Source organism: Sulfitobacter sp. CB2047, assembly GCF_000735125.2.
Classification (GTDB): domain Bacteria; phylum Pseudomonadota; class Alphaproteobacteria; order Rhodobacterales; family Rhodobacteraceae; genus Sulfitobacter; species Sulfitobacter pontiacus.
Genome location: NZ_CP072613.1, coordinates 2,750,190 through 2,767,096 on the forward strand (window position 1 = coordinate 2,750,190; position 16,907 = coordinate 2,767,096).

The following is a 16,907-nucleotide window of genomic DNA, read 5'->3' on the forward strand; positions in this document are numbered from 1 at the left end:
GCGAAACCCCCAAGGCCCCGGGCGCGCCCCGGGGCCACCCCTCCCTTTAATCTAACATTTCGAGGTCGGTGCGATGGATCTGTTCGCAACCGCTCTGCCTGCGCTTGGCCAGGCATGGGCTCTAATTTTGCAACCTGTAGTACTGGGATATCTGGTGTTGGGCGTCGTCATGGGCCTGGCTGTCGGCGTCTTTCCCGGCCTCGGTGGGATCGCGGGGCTGTCGCTGCTCTTGCCCTTCATGTTCGGCATGGACCCGGTGCTGGGTCTGGCGCTGATGATCGGCATGGTCGCGGTCGTGCCGACCTCAGACACTTTCGCTTCCGTCCTCATGGGCATTCCGGGGTCTTCGGCCAGCCAAGCCACGGTGCTCGATGGCTTTCCGATGGCCAAGAAAGGCCAAGCCGCGCGGGCGCTTTCGGCGGCTTTCACCTCATCGCTCTTCGGCGGTCTGGTCGGCGCGGCTTTCCTGACGTTGTTCATCGTTGTTGCGCGGCCCATCGTCCTGTCGTTCGGCCTGCCCGAGATGCTGATGATCTCGATCCTCGGCCTGTCGATGGTCGCGGTGTTGGCCGGGCGCGTGGCGCTCAAAGGTCTGGCGGCCGCGGGTCTCGGCCTGCTCATCGGCACCATCGGCGAGGCTGATGCGGGCGGCTCCCTGCGGATGGCGACCTATGACATCCCCTATCTAACAGACGGCCTGAAACTGGTGATCGTGGGCCTTGGCATCTTTGCCGTGCCCGAGATCGTATCGCTCCTGCGCCAAGACCGGGCGATTTCAAAAGAAGCCAAACTCGGCGCGGGCTGGGGCGACGGCGTGCGCGACTGGGTTGCCAACAAATGGCTGTCGGTGCGCTGCTCACTGATCGGCGTGGTGGTCGGCGTCATCCCCGGCCTTGGTGGGTCAGTCGTTGACTGGATCGCTTATGGCCACGCGGTTCAAACGACGAAGGACAAATCGAACTTCGGCAAAGGCGAAGTGCGCGGCGTGATCGGGCCGGAAAGCTCGAACAACGCGAAAGAGGGCGGCGGCTTGGTCCCTACCCTGCTGTTCGGCATCCCCGGTTCTGGCTCCATGGCGATCTTCATCGGGGCCATCGCCCTGCTGGGGTCCGGCGAGATCGAAGTCGGCCCCTCGATGCTGCGCGACAACCTCGACATCACCTATTCGATTGTCTGGCTGCTGGCGCTGGCCAATGTCGTCGGCACGCTGCTGTGCATCGCGGCTTCGGGCGGAATCGCCAAGCTGACCACGATCCGCTTCACTTACCTCGCGCCTTTCCTCTTCATGCTGATCTCCTTCGCGGCGTTCCAGTCGGGACAGAACTTCGAAGACATCCTCGCGCTTTTCGTGATCGGCCTGATCGGTATCTTCCTGCGCCGCTTTGACTGGTCGCGCCCGGCTTTCCTCATCGGTTTCGTGCTGTCCAACCCGGTCGAGAAATTCTCGAACCAAGCGTTTCAGATCGCATCGTTCCGGTTCCGCAAATCCTTTGAGGATGGGATGGACTATGTCTTCTCACCCATCGTCATCGTGCTGCTGATCGTCACCGTGGTCTCTGTCGTGCTGGGTCTGCGTCAGGCCAAGTCGATCATGGCCGAAGGCGATGTGCAGTCCGGCTCCAAACGCGCGCCGCTGGTCTTTTTGCTGATCATCATGGGCTACGTCGTGGCCGCGCTGATCAATGCCTCGCTAATCCCTGACTACAACATGACCGACAAGATCGTGCCGCTGGTTGTGGGGGGTATCGCCCTGGCTGCGCTGCTGATCTTGCTGGTGCAGATGATCCTGCGCCCCGAAAGCGATGCGATCTTTGCCGACAAGGAAGTCTCGGGCGAGGACGCTGATGCGCCCTATGGCCTCTGGAGCACGCTGGCGTGGTTCGTGGGGTTGATCGTCGCCACATACTTCGTCGGCTTCATCCTCGCGCTCTTGGGCTTTTTGATCAGCTTCCTGCGGGTCCGCGCACAGGCGCATTGGCCGAAAACCCTGATCCTGACGGCCTGCGGCATCGCGCTGATGTGCGTCATGGCCGGGGCACTCAACCGTGATTTCCCGCCCGGTCTACTGCAAAGCGCAGTCGATCTGCCCTGGCCGCTGAACTGAGGAGTTTAGAGATGACACAGACTGCTATCCCCTATCTCTTCATGCGCGGCGGCACCTCGCGGGGGCCATACTTCAACCGCGCGGATCTGCCGGAAGACCGCGAAACTCTGGCCGAGGTGCTGCTCGCTGTGGTGGGCTCCGGCCATCCGCTCAACATCGACGGCATCGGTGGCGGCGCGGCGGTCACGACCAAGGTCGCGATGCTATCGCCTTCAGACGACGCTTGGGCCGATGTGGACTATTTCTTCGCCCAAGTCTCGGTCGAGGATCGGCTGGTCGACTTCAAACCGACCTGCGGAAACATCCTGTCGGGTGTTGGCCCTGCGGCGGTGGAATTGGGCCTCGTCCAGCCCACCGGCGATGTAACGGATGTGAAGATCCACGCCGTCAACACTGGGGCCAAGGTGCTCTCCAAAGTGCTGACCCCCGGCGGTGTGCTCACCTATGACGGCGACACCGAGATCGCGGGCGTGCCCGGTGCCGGTGCAGCCGTGGCGTTGAACTTCATGGGCGTCGTCGGCTCTTCGACCGGGGCGTTTTTGCCCACGGGTAGTATCCGCGATACCTTTGACGGGATCGAAGTCACCTGCATGGATGTCGCCATGCCGATGGTCATCGCCCGCGCGGCGGACTTTGGCCTGACGGGGTATGAGAGCGTCGCCGAGCTTGACGCGAACAAGGATTTCTTTGCCCGTATGGAAGCCATCCGCCTTCAGGCCGGGGCCGCCATGGGCATGGGGGATGTGGCAAAATCCGTTACGCCGAAGTTCGGCCTGCTGGCCCCCGCCCGCGAGGGCGGCACCATCGCGACGCGCTATTTCATGCCGTGGAACACGCACCCCTCCATGGCGGTGACCGGGGCGCAATGTCTTGCTTCCTGCGCGCTCACGCCCGGCAGTGTGGCCGATGGCCTGTTGGAACGCCCCATTCAAAGCCCCGCTGATGTGGTGCTTGAACATGCCTCTGGTACGATCGACGTGCTGGTGGATTACGACACGTCGGACGGCTTCGCGCTGAACTCCGCCGGGCTGCTGCGAACAGCCCGCAAGCTGGCGGATGGCTGTGTCTTTGTCCCCTCGCGCATTTGGGAGGGTCGCTGACATGCCCGTGATGAACCTGCTTGTCGCCTTCAACGGCTCCGACGCCTCCGTCGCCGCGCTGCGCTATGCCGCTTCCCTCGCCAAACAGCGCGGCGCGCATGTCACGGCGATCCTTGCGCATACCGCGCATGAGGTGATCGACCGTCGTTCCCGTTGGATCCCTGAAGAGGCTCGCGCCCTGTTGGAGGCTGCCAACAGCGAAATCTTGGCCGAGGTCATCCGCCGGTTCGAAGAACTCCGCCCCGCCCTCGGTCTGGGCGACGCGCTGGATTTCCGCGAAGAGACCGGCCGCGTCGACATGCTGCTTTCCGAAGGCGCGCGGTACTATGACATGCTGATCGTCGGTGCCCGGACCGAGAGCGACGACGCCCATGTGACCCACCATCCTGATCGCATCGCCTTGCAGTCCGGGCGTCCGGTGATCGTGGTGCCCGCGGGCTATGACGCAGGCGCGCAGCACAGCCACGCGGCGCTGGCATGGGACGGTGGTCGCGCCGCCGCGCGGGCGCTGTCGGACAGCTTGCGCCTGCTTGAGGCCGATGGCCGGGTCAGCGTGCTGACGGTCGGCAAACGCACATCCTGGCCGATCACCGATCTGATGACCCACCTCGACCGCCACGGCGTCGAAGCGGTGCATGAAGACTTTCCGACAACCCATCCGGTGTCACAGACTCTGCTGTCCTATTGCGAGCGGCACGATCCCTCACTACTGGTGCTGGGTGCCTATGAACACTCCAAGTTTCGCGAAGATTTCCTTGGCGGCGTGACCGCCGAGGTGCTGGAAAAGATCAAAATCCCCGTTCTTTTGTCCCATTGAGAAGCAAATGATGACCAACTACGAGAAAATCAAAACCGCCCGCCGTGATCTGGAAAAACTGCGTGCCGAGCTGATCGCCAGCCTCAACACGCAAAAAGACCGCGACTCTGATCTGCTGATCCTGCACGAACGGGTCAGCAAAGCGATCAACGCGCTTTCAGCATAGGGTGCAGGGATGAAGGTTCATATCCTCGACGACTGGTTCAACACCCTCCGCGGGTTGCCTTGCTTTGACCTGCTGGCGGGGCATGATGTCACCGTCTGGACGGACCATCAGCCTGACGAGGCGATCTTGGCCGACCGTTTGCGGGATGCCGACTGCGTCGTGCTCTTTCGCGAGCGGACCAAGGTGACGCGCGGGCTGCTGGAGCGCCTGCCGAACCTGCGCCTGATCTCGCAGCGTGGCGCTTATCCGCATGTGGACGTCGCGGCCTGCACCGACCAGGGAGTACTGCTGTGTTCCAACAAAGGTGCGGATGGGGCCAACCATGCGGCGGCGGAACTGACCTTTGCGCTGATCCTTGCAGCCATGCGGCAACTGCCGCAGCAGATGGCAAGCGCCAAGGCGGGCAACTGGCAGATGGGCGTCGGGCGCAGCCTGCGCGGGCGGCGGCTGGGGCTTTATGGCTATGGGCGCATCGGGCGTGTTGTGGCCGATTATGCCCGCGCCTTTGGCATGGAAGTTGTCTGGTGGAGTTCCGAAGCCGGGCGCGCGCGGGCGGAAGCCGATGGCGAGACCGTGCCCGAGAGCCGCGCGGCCTTTTTCGGCACATGTGACGTGGTTTCGCTGCATCTGCGGCTTACATCTGAGACGCGCGGCAGTGTCACCGCCGACGACCTCGGTGCGATGCCGCCGCGTTCGGTATTAGTGAACACCTCGCGCGCCGGGCTGATTGCCGAAGGCGCGCTGCTGCAAGCGCTTAACGCCGGGCATCTTGGCGCGGCGGCGGTGGATGTCTTTGATGCCGAGCCGCTGACCGACCCCAGCGACCCGCTGCTGTCCCACCCCAAGATGATCGCCACCCCGCATATCGGCTTTGTCACCGAAGACGAATTCGACAAGCAATTCGCGGATATCTTCGAACAGGTGAACGCCTATGCGGCAGGCGCTCCGATCCATATGATCAATCCTTCCGTCTACGCGCCATAAACCCCGCGACCAGCGGCGCGCCGACGATCACCAGCACGATGCGGGTCAGATGGTGGGTGATGACAAAGCCCAAATCCGCACCGGTCACGATGGCCAGCACCGTCATCTCGGCCTGCCCGCCCGGCGCGAAGGCAAGGAATGCCTCGACCGGGTTGCCCAACCCGGCCCAAGTGACAAGCCCGGTGAAACCTGCGGCCAAGACGGCGAGCACCAGCACATAGGCGATGCCCGCCAGCACCACCCGCGTCAGCTCGCCCCATGTCACGCCCAGAAAATGCACGCCGATCCCGCAGCCGATAAAGAACTGCGCGGCCAGGATGGCTTCGGCGGGCGGGCGGCTGTGGATCAGGCCGGAAAGTGACAAGACAGCGGTGACGATCATGGGGCCGAGGATCGACGCGCCAAAAAGGCCGATCCGCTCTCCCCCCTTCCAGCCGATCAGGGCGGCGGCGGCCATCAGGGCCATCTCGCCCACCGGCAGTTCCGTCACCGGCGCGCCGATGGGATTGGTCAGCCTTGCTCCGTAAACCAGCGTCAGGAAGGCAGGCGCGAGGGTGACAATAATCAGCACCCGCGTGGCATGGATCAACGACAGCGCCCGCGGATCGCCCCCCGCTTCGGTGCCAAAAATCACCATGTCCTGCAGGCCACCCGGCATCGCGGCGTAATAGGCTGTCGGCCCATCGAACCCCCAAACATGCCGAAAGAACGGGACCCCGATAATCCCGATCAACGCGATAAAGACCGGGACCAGCGCCACCGACATCGCCATTTGTGGAAGTTGGTAAAAAAGATCAGGCGTGATCGAAGCCCCAACCGCCACCCCAAGGATCGTGCGCGCCGCCACCGAGACCTGACCGAAGCCTTTAATCGGCACGTTCGACAATGCCGCGATAAGACAGGCGGCCATAGGGCCGAAAAGGAATGGTAGCGGCAGATCAAGCGCCCAGAAGGCCAAAGTGCCAGCCCCGGCGAGGATGAGGGTAAGCGACCGGCTTCGGGTTGGTATGGCAATGCGCATGGGGTCCACTCCTGCAGTTTATCGGACTTGATCATTATTGCATACTATTGTATCCACATGTATGCAATAATCACCTTTGGGGGCGTTTTATGAGCGAAGAAGACCGCACACCGCAGGGCAACTCTGCCTATGCTCAACTAATGGATGAGTTACGCGCCGGACGGCTGAACCCCGGCGACCGCCTGCGGGAGACCGAACTGGCCGACCGTCTGGGCGTCTCCCGCACCCCCGTGCGCGAAGCGATCCGACAGTTAGAGGCAGACGGCGTCGTGGCACATATCCCGCGTCAAGGGGCGAGCATCCGCACGCTGGACTACGCCGAGGTGATGGAACTCTACGAGATGCGCGCCGTGCTGGAGGGCACCGCCGCACGGCTCGCCGCCCGCGCTGCCTCGGACATCGAGATCGAAGAGTTGCAGGACATGAACCAGCAGCTTGCCACCCTGGGCAATGTGCCCGAAGCCTTCACCCTCAACCGCCAGTTCCACGCCGCCCTTCTGGACGCCGCGAAGAACCGTTTTCTCACCCGGTCGATCCATACACTGCAAAAGACGCTGATGATCCTCGGCCCGACGACGCTCACCGATCCTGACCGTGCCGAGAAAGCGGTGGAGGAACATTTTGGCGTTCTGGATGCGATCAAGGCCCGTGATGCCGCCCTCGCCGAAGCGGCGATGCGCGCGCATATCGAAGCGGCCCAACGGGTTCGGGTGCGCGCCCTGCGCGCGCAGCCCACGCGCGATGAAACCTATGACGGAGACCTGCTGTGACTGAAACCTACGATATCGTCGTGATCGGCGGCGGCAATGCGGCGCTTTGTGCCGCGATCACCGCTGCCGAAAACGGCGCCCGCGTGCTGATTCTTGAGACCGCGCCAAAACCCTACCGGGGCGGCAATTCGCGCCACACCCGCAACTTCCGCTGCATGCACCATGGCCCCTTGGGCCCATTGGTCGAAAGCTACACCGAAGAGGAATACCTCGCCGATCTGATGAAGGTGACGGGTGGCAAGACAGATGAACATCTCGCACGCCTCGCCATCCGCTCTTCCGAGGAATGCCTGCCGTGGATGGAAGCCCATGGCGTGCGGTTTCAGCCCTCGCTGTCGGGCACCCTATCCCTTGCCCGCACCAACGCCTTCTTTCGCGGCGGCGGCAAGAGCCTCGTGAACGCCTATTACCGCACCGCCGAAGGGCTGGGCGTGGAGGTGCTCTATGAAGCCGCCGTGACCCATCTCGAACTGGAAGGCGACCGGGTAACGCGGGTGGACTATACCCATGAGGGGGCAGCAAAGAGCCTCTCGCCCAAATCCGTCGTCGTGGCCTCTGGCGGATTTCAGGCCGACACCGACTGGCTGGCACGCGCATGGGGGCCAGCGGCGAAGAACTTCTTGATCCGCGGCACGCCCTATAACCGCGGCGTGGTTCTGGCGGATCTGCTGGATCAAGGCATCGCACAGGTGGGCGATCCGACCCAATGTCACGCCGTCGCCATCGACGGGCGGGCACCGAAATTCGATGGCGGGATCGTCACACGGCTGGATTGCGTGCCCTTCTCCATCGTCGTCAACAAGGATGCGCAGCGGTTCTATGATGAGGGCGAGGATGTTTGGCCGAAACGCTATGCGATCTGGGGCCGTCTGGTGGCCGCGCAGCCCGATCAGGTCGGCTATGTCATCATCGACGCGAAATCGCTGAACCTGTTCATGCCTTCGGTTTTCCCCCCGATCAAGGCCGACACGCTGGCGGAACTGGCGGGCAAAATGGGCCTGCCCGCCGACGCGCTGGCGCAGACCGTGGCCGAGTTCAACGAAGCCTGCGGCGATCAAAGCGGCTTTCACCCCACCGAGCTGGACGGGGTCGCCACCTCCGGCCTCACCCCGCCCAAGACCAACTGGGCCCGCCCCATCACCGAGCCGCCATTCTACGGCTATTCGCTGCGCACTGGCGTCACTTTTACCTATCTCGGGCTGAAGGTGGATGAAAACGCGCAATGCTCCATCGACGACCGCCTTGTCAGCAACCTTTGGGCTGCGGGCGAAACCATGGCCGGGTCGATCCTGGGCCAAGGCTACCTCGCCGGGTTTGGCATGACCATCGGCACCGTATTCGGACGTATCGCAGGCAAGGAGGCCGCAGCCCATGCAAATTGATCTACTCCAAGAGGCCCGCCGTCAGGCCGAAATCTGCAACGCTTGCCGCTATTGCGAGGGGTACTGCTCAGTGTTCCCGGCCCTGCAAGCCGAACGCGCTTTTTCGGACGGGGATCTGACTCAACTGGCGAACCTCTGTCACAATTGCCGGGGCTGCTACTATGCGTGCCAATACACCGCCCCGCATGAGTTTGAACTGAACCTGCCGCAAGCCTTGGCCGATGTGCGCCAAGACAGTTGGGAAGAGTTTGCCTTTCCACGTGCCGCCGGGAAAGCCTTCCAGAAAAACGGCCTCGCCATCGTGCTCGCCACTGTCTTGGGCTTTGCATTGCTGTTTTGGGCTGCCCGTGCGCTGGCCGCCGCAGGAGGCGAAGGCTTCTACGCGGTGCTATCCCACAATGCGATGGTGGCGATCTTTCTGCCCGCCTTTCTGTTTCCGTTGATAAGCATTGCCATCGGCCTGCGCCGCTACTGGCAAACCGTGGGCGGCACCCGGGTTCGCCTGTCGCATCTGCGCGGGGCCATCGCCTCTGTCGCGAACATGCGCAACCTCAAGGGCGGCCACGGCGACGGCTGCAACTTTGAAGACGAAGACCGGTTTACCCATTCCCGCCGCTATGCGCATCAGGCGATTATGTATGGCTTTCTGCTGTGTTTCGCTTCGACCAGCGTGGCGACGCTGATGCATTACCTGCTCGATATGCCCGCCCCCTACGGGCTGTTCTCCGCACCCAAGTTCCTCGGGCTTTCGGGCGGTGTTCTGCTGGTGTTGGGCTGTGGCAAGATGGTCTGGCTTAAGCTGCGGTCTGACAAATCGCTCGGCGCGACTAATGCCTTTGGCGGCGAAATAGCCTTTACCGGGTTGCTGGGGTTTGTCGGACTATCTGGTCTGCTGCTCTATGCGGCAGGGGGCACCGGCTGGATGCCGGGGCTTTTGGTCATCCACCTCGGCGCGGTGCTGGCGTTTTTCCTGCTCACGCCTTTCACCAAGATGGCCCATGGGTTCTACCGAATGGCAGCGCTGGTCAGGGATGCACAGCGGCGCGAGGTGGGCTGACTTTAGGCTTTCTAGCAACGCTTCCAGATCACCCCGGCCGCGCCTACAGACGGCGCGACCGGGAGACGATCATTCGCCGAAGTGGATCACTGAACGGATGCTTTTTCCTTCATGCATGAGCTTGAAGGCCTCGTTGATCTCTTCCAGCCCCATGGTATGGGTGATGAAATCATTCAGCTTGAACTCGCCGTTCATATAGCGCTCGACATAGTCAGGTAGCTCGGAGCGTCCCTTGACCCCGCCGAAGGCCGACCCCCGCCAGACGCGGCCCGTGACCAACTGGAACGGACGGGTCGAGATTTCTTGCCCTGCCCCTGCGACACCAATGACTACGGATTCCCCCCAGCCCTTGTGGCAGCATTCCAACGCCGAGCGCATAATATTGACGTTGCCGATACACTCGAAGGAGTAATCGACGCCGCCGTCGGTCATCTCGACAATCACGTCCTGAATGGGCTTGTCGTGATCTTTTGGGTTGATGAAATCGGTGGCACCCAGCTTACGCGCCAGATCGAACTTGCTTTCGTTGATATCGATCACGATGATCCGGCTGGCCTTGGCCATGGTCGCGCCGATCACGGCGGACAGGCCAATGCCGCCCATGCCGAAGATCGCAACCGATGAGCCCTCCTCGACCTTCGCGGTGTTCATCACAGCCCCCATGCCGGTAGTGACGCCGCAGCCCAGCAGGCAGACCTCCTCCAGCGGCGCGTCGGGGTTCACCTTGGCAAGCGATATCTCGGGCAGCACTGTGTATTCCGAGAAGGTCGAGCAGCCCATGTAGTGCAGGATGGGCTGACCATCCTTGTAGAACCGGCTGGTGCCGTCGGGCATCAGACCGCGCCCCTGGGTTTCCCGGATCTTCTGGCAGAGGTTGGTCTTGCCGGATTTGCAGAATTTGCACTCGCCACATTCTGGCGTGTAGAGCGGGATCACATGGTCACCCACCGCCACGCTAGTGACGCCCTCGCCGATGGATTCGACAATCCCGCCCCCTTCATGGCCCAGAATGACCGGGAACAGGCCTTCGGGGTCTTCGCCCGACAAAGTGAAAGCATCGGTATGGCAAACGCCCGAGGCCACGATTTTGATGCGCACTTCGCCAGCCTTAGGCGGCATTACGTCGATTTCCTCGATCGAGAGAGGTTCGTTAACGGCCCAGGCGACGGCCGCTTTGCATTTGATGATATCGGTCATGGGTCTCACTTCGCGGTTAGGACTATTTTGGCGGGTGACGGTGTAGGGACAGTCATTTACACTGTTTCCCACTGGCGATAATCAGAGATATCTGCAAAACACCGTTACCTATTAGCAATAGTTCTTCCGCCATTAAGATTGAAAGGAACATCATGCTGAGTTGGGAGGGGGTATCAGAATTTGTGGCCGTCGCTGAAGCCCAAAGCTTTACAGCTGCTGCCAACAGCTTGGGTATTTCTACGGCTCAGGTCAGCCGCCAAGTCGGCGCACTTGAGGCGCGATTGGACACCAAGCTGTTCTACCGCACCACGCGCAAGGTCACGATCACCGAGACGGGTCAGGTGTATTACAACCATTGCCGGCAGGTGCTTGATGGGCTGGCCGAAGCCGAGCGCGCGATCACCGATCTGCATCAAAGCCCCAAGGGACGGCTGAACCTTACAGCCCCGGTGACATATGGCGAGAACCGCATCGCGCCTTTGGTGAATGACTTCGTCCGGCGCTATCCTGATCTTGAGGTCAACCTCAGGCTGACCAATCAGCTGCTCGATCTTGTAGCGGAAAGCTACGATCTCGCGATCCGGCTGGGAGAGTTGGAAGACAGCTCCATGATGGCAAAGCGGCTGGCCTCTCGCAGGCATTACACCTGCGCGGCACCCGAATACCTTTCCGCTCACGGAACCCCGCACACCCTGTCCGAACTTGACGGCTACAACTGTCTGCAAGGCACTTTGGGCTATTGGCGGTTTCAGGAAAAAGGAACCACCCGCCACATTAGGGTGAAAGGCAATCTCCGCTGCAACAGCGGCGCATCGCTGGTCGATGCGGCGCTGAAGAACCTCGGGATCATCCAATTGCCGGATTATTACGTCGAGGCGGAGCTGCGGGCCGGTCGGTTGGTCTCTGTTTTGGATACGTATCGCGCGCCGGACGATGGCATCTGGGCGATCTATCCGCAGAACCGGCATCTTTCGCCAAAGGTCCGGCTGCTGCTTGATCACCTTGCGAAAGGGTTGCGATGATCTACAAAATCATCGCCTCAGAATTTGAAAGGAAGGCCCGATGATCGTGAGCGACCCGCCAAGTGCGCTGACCTTCGGAACTTGGGCCGTCATCTGAGCATCTTTGCCCGAAGGAGCGAGGACCCGGCAAAGATCGTATCTTTTGGCCTGGCGTTCAGCCATCTGTACCGGGGCTTCGTTCAGCGAAAGGCTCATTTGGCCGCACCATGAGGTAATCTATGGCGACGTGGCAGGTGCCCCTTCATGCGGGACCAAATGGCCCGATAGGCACCGTCCTATTGATGGAGCTCTTTTGCCAAAAACCGAACGAACAGAAGCGTGAGGTTCTCGCGGCGCGAGGTGTCTGGCCAGACGGCAAAAATTCCCAACGGTTTCAGCCGCCAATCGGGGAACAGGCGGCTCAGCTTGCCCTCCGCCTCCCCCCGGGCGGCGAGATGCTCGGGCAGAACCGTGGCGCCAAGGTTCTTGCAGGCGAAATGGTAGAGGGCATCCACGCTGTCCACTTCCAGCCGGGCTTGGCCCAGAACTTTCGCCTCTTCCCCGCCGGGGCCGCTGAGACGAGTATAGTCTGAGCGATGTCGGTAGCGCACCCAGTCCCAGTCTTCCAGATCGCAAGGATGTTCGGGGGCCGGGCGCGTTGCGGCATAGTCGCTGCCAACCACCAAGGCGCGCGCGCTTTCACCCAGCTTGCGCGACATCATCGCACTGTCGTCGAGCCAGCCCGCGCGGATATTCACATCAAAACCATCGTTGATAAGGTCCATCCTCTGATCCGAAAAAGCCAGCGACAGGGCGACTTGCGGATGAAGACGGGAAAATTCAGCGATCGCCGTCGACAGGGTCGATGACGACATAAAGGCAGGGATCGACACCCTAAGCGCGCCCACAGGCTCCAACGACAGGGCGTTGAGGTCATTCAATCCGCTTTCGGCGCTTCGCAGCATGTCGGTCACCCGGGCGTAGAACATCCGCCCTTCGTTGCTCAGCGCGATCTTGCGGGTTGTGCGGTAAAGCAGTGTCACGCCAAGGAAATCTTCGAGTTCGGAGACGGTTTCACTCACCCGCGACGGTGCGACGCCAAGGGCTTTCGCCGCGGCCCGGAACGAGCCTTCGTCCACCACCCGGGCGAAGATGGCCATATGCTTTAGATGATCGATCATTGTTCGGCCTGCCGGAACTATCACTTCTGGATTCCATGAATACCCCGATCAATGCGCCGGGAATAGATGTTCCTTGCAACACGAGGAACACCGCCATGAAAGCGACCACTCATCTCAACACCGAAAGCGCAGAGCGTTATCTGGGCACGCTCTGCAAACATTTCGGCCACAAGGTGCCCGTCACCCACACGCGCCAAAACGGCCATATCGAACTGCCTTTCGGGGCATGTGAACTGGTCGCAACAAAGGGCCAGTTGTCACTGAGCGCGACAGCCGATGACCCGGCCGCACTCCATAGGGTCGTGCAGGTCATTACCAGCCACCTCGAACGTTTTGCCTTCCGCGAAGACCCCAAGCTCACTTGGACCTACGCCGCCTGAGAGCTGAGCTGGCCCGAGCTTTTCGCGTGCCGCGCGGAGTGGCACCCGAAATCTTGAACTTAACCAAGGCCCCATTCCTTCGGGGCACCCGATATGGAGCGACACATGAAACGCAGAACCCTTCTGAAAACGTCACTCGGCGCATCTCTGGCCATCATTCTCGGACAACACGCAGGAGCAAAAGACATGGACACAGTTACACAAGAGAGCTTTGACACCGTAATGGCCTTCATGGGCGCTATGGGGGCGGGCGATATGGAGAAAATGCGGGCCCTGATGGCCGACGATATGGTCTGGCACAACGAGGGCGACGGAAGCTTGCCGTGGATCGGTGAGGCACGCGGCAAGGAGGCAATCTTCGACTTTCTTGGCGTCTTTGGCCAGAATTTTCAGACAACCGCTTGGGACAACACAGATGCCTTTGCCGCAGGCGACACCGTTGCCGTCTTTGGTAAGATGAGCGGCATCACCACGAAATCCGGCAAAGAGACTGGCCCCTTCACCTTTGCCCTGCGTGCCAAGGTCCGCGATGGTCAGGTGGTGCTGTGGCACTGGTTCGAAGACAGCTTTGCCGTCAGCCAAGCCTACCACGGCTAATATCCGCAACATGGCAGGGCCCGTCAGGCCCTGCCAGCGAGACCCCAGTCAAAGGAGAGCCCGATGCGCTATGCTGTCACCGCCGTTTCAGGACAACTCGGTCAAGAAATCGCCCGCAAACTCATAGAACGAACAGATCACGCCTTGGTCATCGGCCTCGCCCGGACGCCGGGCAATGCCACCGCGTTAGGGATCGAGGTGCGCCCCGGCGACTATGACCAGCCGGACGCGCTTCGAACATCTCTTGCGGGCGTTGATGCCCTTGTGCTCGTCTCAGGCATGGCCCCGCCCGAAGACCGCATCGGCCAGCACCGCAACGTGATCGAGGCGGCCAAGGCCGCCGGCGTTCGCAAGATCGTTTACACCAGCATTCAAGGTCCCGAAGTTGGGACCGCCTTCTCACCCGTCGTGCAGAGCAACCGTCAGACCGAGGCCGACATCCGCGCCAGCGGTCTGGACTGGGCCATCGGTCGCAACGGCATCTACATCGAGCCTGACGTTGAGTATATCGACAGCTACCGCGCCAAGGGCGAGATCGCCAACAGCGCGGGGGACGGCAAATGCGGCTACACGACCCGTTCCGAATTGGCCCATGCCTATGCCGCTTTGCTGACGCGGGACGGGCTGAACGGTCAAACCTTTGATTTGAACGGTACGCCGATCACTCAGGCGGAACTAACGCAGTACATGAACGCCGCATATGGCACCGCGCTTACCTATCGCAGCATGTCGGCCGAAGACTATGTGGCTGACCGCACCGCCGAGCTTGGCGATTTTATCGGCCCGATTATCGGCGGCATCTACGACGGTATCCGCCGCAGCGCCTTTGACGCCTCCGGCGATTATGAAGCCGCGACCGGACGCCCGCATCAAAGCTGGGAAGATTATTTCGCCTCGCTGTTACGCTGATCGCCACAGATACGCGGGGCGACCCGCGTAGAACGACCAACCTTTCGGAGATATTTGCGTGCTGAAATCCACATGGGATCACCCCCTCACCTTCTGGGCGCTGTTGAGCCTCCCCGCCATTCCAATGACCCTTGGCCTGACCTCCGGCGCGCCGGACGCGGTCAGCAGTCTTTTGCATCCCACGGGTGAATTCGCCGCGCGGTTCATGATCATCGCGATGATGATCACCCCGCTGATGATGCTTTTTCGCGATGCGAGCTGGCCGCGCTGGCTGATGAAGCGTCGGCGCAATCTTGGCGTGGCCGCATTCTTCTACGCGCTGGCCCACACGGTGCTTTATCTCATTGATGAAGGCGCCATAGCCTTCACTGACGGCGAGGTATCAAAGCTGTACATCTGGACCGGCTGGATCGCTTTTCTTATCTTTGTGCCATTGGCTGTTACCTCGACAGACGCATGGGTGCGCCGCCTTGGGCGGTCGTGGAAAAAGCTACAGCAGTTTGTCTATGCTGCGGCTATACTAACCCTTATCCACTGGGCTGCCCTGCACGATTGGGGCGGCGTCGGCGCGGCTCTGGTGCATTTTGCGCCTCTGGCCGTTCTTGAGATGTACCGTCTGTGGTCAACCCAACAACGCCGCCGCCAGCGCGCGTTGACGTAAGCGAGGGGTTGCAGGGCAAATTCTCCGCGTTCTTTCGGCGATCTAAAGCTAAATAGCCGATCTCCCTACCTTTATAGGGAATCTTCGCACCTACCGTCAAAGTGCATAAGCCACCCATCGTGTCGGCCGAAGCGAACAGCCCAAACCGGACCTTGGGCCGGCGGGCAAGGAAAGTCTCTTTCAGAGACTTTTCGCTATAAAATACAAGCTTTCCCGCTAGGATCTTCACCGACTAAACCAAGTGCTTCCCGATATGCGTTACCGTTAATGCTTCTTACCTTTGAATGACCCATTGTTTGAGGCTGGCCTCCAATGCGCCACATGGCGCGAGGATCAAGTCGCGAGACTGGTATGGGCCCGCATCGTCGATTGTTTTTGCAACGGTGACGCATTGCGCGGGGTTCGAGGCCAAACGCATCTCCATGCTCGCGTCATCATAAACAAACTGCTGTGCGGGATCGCCCTCGTCACAAGAAACCAGACCAAATGGGTTTTCGGCATTCTCGGGATCATTATACGCCATGCACAGACCATCATAGGTCGCCGACGCGATCATGCCCGTCGCTGCCGCATAGGTGAACAACACGTCGTCCCCTTCCGGTTTGCATGAATGGGCGTGAAGCTGATCGCTCAGACCGCGCCCTTCAGTATCGATGCACCAGCCGAGCGACGCTTCCTCGTTAAGGTTATCGGCAAGATGAATGACGGGCCCGTCGGTCTGGAGGCTTGGTGCCTCCGCATGGGCCGAGAATGGGATGCTTTGGCCCAATACGATCAGCGCGGCAAAGGCCAAGTTTGAGCTTGGAAATCTCATCGCTCACTCCTTATGGAACTGTTGTTGAAAGGCACGAATGCGCGCTGCATTGACGCCTTGGTCACTGCGCCCCACCCGTGAAACGCCGCGCATGTCCACGCGGCTCCCGTTCTCGGCAGGGGTAACTGCAACGACAATATCGTCGGCGAAATAGAAGACAGAGGTGCGCGCGGTGGCCTCGAACCGATGGCGGGTTGGATCGGTCGCAACGATCTCCCACCCCATTTCGCCTGCCACCTGCAATGCCCGCTCAAAGGCTGCGTCCGTGCTCAGGCCGGTCTCAAGTGGCACAATATCGGGATAGGCTGTCGCTTGTTGGTCTGCCACTTCTACACCGCCGTATTCGAGCGTGTTGCGCGCACCCGCGCGGGTGTCATCCAGCACCTCAAAGGCCGGGGGATTGGCGGTATCAGTCGTGATGTCATGGATTGGTGCCGCGCGCGGTTGGGGGTTCACGGTGTTTGAGATGAGGGGAAACAGGGCCCCCAGCCCAAGCAGCGTGACCACGCCGCCGACCGCTGCCCATCCCTTTTCGCCCCGGCCAAGATGGATGGCCAAAGCGATCAGCCCCGCGCTGAAGATGCCCACCCCGATTGCGTTAAAGTAGCTCCGGTAAAGCCCGAACCCTATGATCGGCTCCCAAAGCCCCATGCGCGCTCCGAACAAGATCAGTGTAACGCAAATTAACCCTGCAACGGCGATTAGGGCGGCAATTTTTCCAGTATGTCTCATGTTTTCGGCCTTTCACGACCAGCGTTAATATGTG

At 61.0% G+C, this 16,907-nt stretch carries 18 protein-coding genes; 13 read left to right on the top strand and 5 right to left on the bottom strand.

All coding sequences use genetic code 11. The annotated features are described in order from the left end of the window. Positions 1 to 73 precede the first annotated feature (73 nt). From IV89_RS13510 to IV89_RS13530, 5 genes are read left to right on the top strand one after another with little or no spacing between them, the layout of a single operon-like run. Complete coding sequence (locus IV89_RS13510) at positions 74 to 2,104, top strand: tripartite tricarboxylate transporter permease (RefSeq protein ID WP_037943467.1); 2,031 nt, start codon at positions 74 to 76, stop codon at positions 2,102 to 2,104. An 11-nt stretch (positions 2,105 to 2,115) separates the two neighbouring features. Then, positions 2,116 to 3,204, top strand: a complete 1,089-nt coding sequence (locus IV89_RS13515; RefSeq protein ID WP_037943466.1) for a 4-oxalomesaconate tautomerase — start codon at positions 2,116 to 2,118, stop codon at positions 3,202 to 3,204. 1 nt (position 3,205) lies between these two features. Next, on the top strand, positions 3,206 to 4,021 hold the full coding sequence (locus IV89_RS13520) for a universal stress protein (protein ID WP_037943465.1): 816 nt from the start codon (positions 3,206 to 3,208) through the stop codon (positions 4,019 to 4,021). Between the two features lie 7 nt (positions 4,022 to 4,028). Further along, the gene (locus IV89_RS13525; protein WP_181358626.1) at positions 4,029 to 4,187 is read left to right on the top strand and encodes a hypothetical protein; all 159 of its coding nucleotides are present in this window, start codon (positions 4,029 to 4,031) and stop codon (positions 4,185 to 4,187) included. Between the two features lie 9 nt (positions 4,188 to 4,196). Beyond that, complete coding sequence (locus IV89_RS13530) at positions 4,197 to 5,171, top strand: D-2-hydroxyacid dehydrogenase family protein (protein WP_037943461.1); 975 nt, start codon at positions 4,197 to 4,199, stop codon at positions 5,169 to 5,171. Here IV89_RS13530 and IV89_RS13535 read toward each other — a convergent pair. Then, a complete protein-coding gene (locus IV89_RS13535; RefSeq protein WP_037943459.1) occupies positions 5,146 to 6,192 on the bottom strand; it encodes an AbrB family transcriptional regulator in 1,047 nt (348 codons plus the stop codon). The genes IV89_RS13530 and IV89_RS13535 overlap by 26 nt on opposite strands. 89 nt (positions 6,193 to 6,281) lie before the next feature. Here IV89_RS13535 and IV89_RS13540 point away from each other — a divergent pair, with 89 nt between their 5' ends. The 3 genes from IV89_RS13540 to tcuB are packed head-to-tail and all read left to right on the top strand — an operon-like array spanning position 6,282 to position 9,401. Further along, positions 6,282 to 6,962: a GntR family transcriptional regulator gene (locus IV89_RS13540; protein WP_037943456.1), complete on the top strand. Its 681-nt coding sequence runs from the start codon at positions 6,282 to 6,284 to the stop codon at positions 6,960 to 6,962. Next, the gene (gene tcuA / locus IV89_RS13545; protein WP_037943453.1) at positions 6,959 to 8,344 is read left to right on the top strand and encodes an FAD-dependent tricarballylate dehydrogenase TcuA; all 1,386 of its coding nucleotides are present in this window, start codon (positions 6,959 to 6,961) and stop codon (positions 8,342 to 8,344) included. The genes IV89_RS13540 and tcuA overlap by 4 nt, the downstream gene beginning before the upstream one ends. Further along, positions 8,334 to 9,401 (top strand): tricarballylate utilization 4Fe-4S protein TcuB, encoded by a 1,068-nt coding sequence (tcuB, locus tag IV89_RS13550; RefSeq protein WP_037943450.1) that lies wholly within the window; start codon positions 8,334 to 8,336, stop codon positions 9,399 to 9,401. Before tcuA ends, tcuB begins: the two co-directional genes overlap by 11 nt. 69 nt (positions 9,402 to 9,470) lie before the next feature. Here the strand turns inward: tcuB and IV89_RS13555 are convergent, their stop codons facing one another. Beyond that, complete coding sequence (locus IV89_RS13555) at positions 9,471 to 10,589, bottom strand: S-(hydroxymethyl)glutathione dehydrogenase/class III alcohol dehydrogenase (RefSeq protein ID WP_346428844.1); 1,119 nt, start codon at positions 10,587 to 10,589, stop codon at positions 9,471 to 9,473. A 161-nt stretch (positions 10,590 to 10,750) separates the two neighbouring features. On the opposite strand from IV89_RS13555, the gene IV89_RS13560 reads away from it, so the two are divergent. Further along, the gene (locus IV89_RS13560) at positions 10,751 to 11,620 is read left to right on the top strand and encodes a LysR substrate-binding domain-containing protein (protein ID WP_005851782.1); all 870 of its coding nucleotides are present in this window, start codon (positions 10,751 to 10,753) and stop codon (positions 11,618 to 11,620) included. Positions 11,621 to 11,895: 275 nt separating this feature from the next. On the opposite strand, the gene IV89_RS13565 is transcribed toward IV89_RS13560, so the two are convergent. Continuing rightward, on the bottom strand, positions 11,896 to 12,780 hold the full coding sequence (locus IV89_RS13565; RefSeq protein ID WP_037943440.1) for a LysR family transcriptional regulator: 885 nt from the start codon (positions 12,778 to 12,780) through the stop codon (positions 11,896 to 11,898). A gap of 95 nt (positions 12,781 to 12,875) precedes the next feature. Between IV89_RS13565 and IV89_RS13570 the strand changes: the two genes are divergently transcribed. The 4 genes from IV89_RS13570 to IV89_RS13585 all read left to right on the top strand — a co-directional run bounded on the left by IV89_RS13570 (position 12,876) and on the right by IV89_RS13585 (position 15,327). Next, complete coding sequence (locus IV89_RS13570) at positions 12,876 to 13,160, top strand: DUF2218 domain-containing protein (protein WP_037943438.1); 285 nt, start codon at positions 12,876 to 12,878, stop codon at positions 13,158 to 13,160. Positions 13,161 to 13,346: 186 nt separating this feature from the next. Next, a complete protein-coding gene (locus tag IV89_RS13575) occupies positions 13,347 to 13,757 on the top strand; it encodes a nuclear transport factor 2 family protein (RefSeq protein WP_235183751.1) in 411 nt (136 codons plus the stop codon). 63 nt (positions 13,758 to 13,820) lie between these two features. Next, positions 13,821 to 14,666, top strand: coding sequence for an NAD(P)H-binding protein (locus tag IV89_RS13580; protein ID WP_037943437.1), 846 nt, complete (start codon positions 13,821 to 13,823; stop codon positions 14,664 to 14,666). A 58-nt stretch (positions 14,667 to 14,724) separates the two neighbouring features. Continuing rightward, entirely contained in the window at positions 14,725 to 15,327 is a 603-nt protein-coding gene (locus tag IV89_RS13585; RefSeq protein WP_051843912.1) for a ferric reductase-like transmembrane domain-containing protein, read from the top strand. 274 nt (positions 15,328 to 15,601) lie between these two features. Here IV89_RS13585 and IV89_RS13590 read toward each other — a convergent pair whose 3' ends face one another. Next, positions 15,602 to 16,141 carry a hypothetical protein gene (locus IV89_RS13590; protein WP_037943436.1) on the bottom strand — a complete coding sequence of 180 codons (540 nt, stop codon included), beginning with the start codon at positions 16,139 to 16,141 and terminating at the stop codon, positions 15,602 to 15,604. Between the two features lie 3 nt (positions 16,142 to 16,144). Then, positions 16,145 to 16,873: a DUF1499 domain-containing protein gene (locus tag IV89_RS13595; protein WP_037943434.1), complete on the bottom strand. Its 729-nt coding sequence runs from the start codon at positions 16,871 to 16,873 to the stop codon at positions 16,145 to 16,147. Positions 16,874 to 16,907: the final 34 nt, after the last annotated feature.